Consider the following 1,341-nt stretch of genomic DNA (forward strand, 5'->3'; position numbering starts at 1 on the left):
CGAGCGGGTCCTCACCGCCCTGCGCCTCGCGGGCCGCCCGCCGGGCCGCCCGCCCGGGCAGTTCGCCGGAGACCTCCGGGTCGTCCGGACGCTGCGACCGCCAGCCGCTGGTGTCGTCGACCAGCGGGTCGGCGGCGGAGTAGCCCCCGTACCGGCTCTCACCGGCGCGCTGCTCCGGGGCGCGGTAGTCGTCGTCGCGGTAGCGCGGCTCGCCCGCGGCGCGCCAGTCCGACTCGTACCCGCGGTCGCCCCAACGCGGCCCCTGCTGATCCTCGGGATAGCTCCGTCGTCCGTCCACGACGGGCACGGTATGCGACGGGCACCAGCCGCGCCATTCGGGTCGGCCCGCAACGTCGGTCCAGCTCGCGGCGGCCCCCGCCGCGGCGGGGCAGTCGCCGGGCGGTCCGGAGGCACATCCGCGGCAAGATCGTGATCCCGTCCACCTGTCGGATCTCGTCCACAGGCCGGACCGCCACGGTGCACGCCGCGCGGCGCCCGGGCGCAACCTGGCCGGCATGACGAACCGGAACCAGGCCGTCGGGGCGTACGGCGAGCGGTGCGCGCTGCGGCACCTGATCGAGACCGGCCTGCGGCCGATCGCCCGCAACTGGCGCTGCCCCGACGGGGAGATCGACATCATCGCCTGGGAGGGGCCCGTCCTCGCCTTCTGCGAGGTGAAGACCCGGCGCACCGAGCGGTACGGCGACCCCGCCGAGGCGGTGGTCCGGGCCAAGGCGCGCCGGCTGCGGGGCCTGGCCGTCCGCTGGCTCGCCGAGACCGGCACCACCGCCGACGAGGTCCGCTTCGACGTGCTCTCGGTCCGGCTCCCGGTCACCGGCCGGGCCCAGGTCGAGCACCTGCGGGGCGCGTTCTGACATGGGCTACGCCAAGATCCTCAGCGTCGGCCTGGCCGGCGTCGCCGGGCACCTCGTGGAGGTGGAGGCCGACCTCGCCCCCGGCCTGCCCGCCGTGGTCATCTCCGGCCTGCCCGACACCGCGTTGCACGAGGCCCGCGACCGGGTCCGCGCGGCCATCGTCAACTCCGGCCAGAAGTGGCCCAACCGGCGCATCACCCTCAACCTGCTGCCCGCCACGCTGCCCAAGTACGGCTCCGCCTTCGACCTGGCCATCGCCGTGGCGGTCCTCGCCGGCTCCGGCGAGCTGCCGCCGGTCGCCCTCGACGCCACGGTCGTCCTCGGCGAGCTCGGGCTCGACGGCACGGTCCGTCCGGTGCGCGGCACGCTGCCCATGGTCGCCGCCGCCGCCCGGGCCGGGTACGCGCGCGTGGTCGTGCCCGCCGGCAACGCCGCCGAGGCGGCTGTCATCCCCGGCGTCCGGGTG

The 1,341-nt window shown here is 76.7% G+C and carries 2 protein-coding genes and 1 pseudogene; 2 read left to right on the top strand and 1 reads right to left on the bottom strand.

Annotation, left to right across the window (positions count from 1 at the left end; translation table 11 throughout):
• Positions 1–298 (bottom strand): annotated as a pseudogene (locus HUW36_RS32990) (hypothetical protein); the annotation flags it as partial.
• 217 nt (positions 299–515) lie between these two features.
• On the opposite strand from HUW36_RS32990, the gene HUW36_RS32995 reads away from it, so the two are divergent.
• Positions 516–875, top strand: a complete 360-nt coding sequence (locus HUW36_RS32995) for a YraN family protein (RefSeq protein ID WP_174531598.1) — start codon at positions 516–518, stop codon at positions 873–875.
• Position 876: 1 nt separating this feature from the next.
• Positions 877–1,341, top strand: a 465-nt coding sequence (locus HUW36_RS33000; protein ID WP_174531599.1) for an ATP-binding protein, incomplete at its 3' end; no start/stop codon positions are given.

This window comes from Micromonospora maritima (assembly GCF_902825405.1).
In the GTDB taxonomy this organism is placed as follows: Bacteria; Actinomycetota; Actinomycetes; order Mycobacteriales; family Micromonosporaceae; genus Micromonospora; species Micromonospora maritima.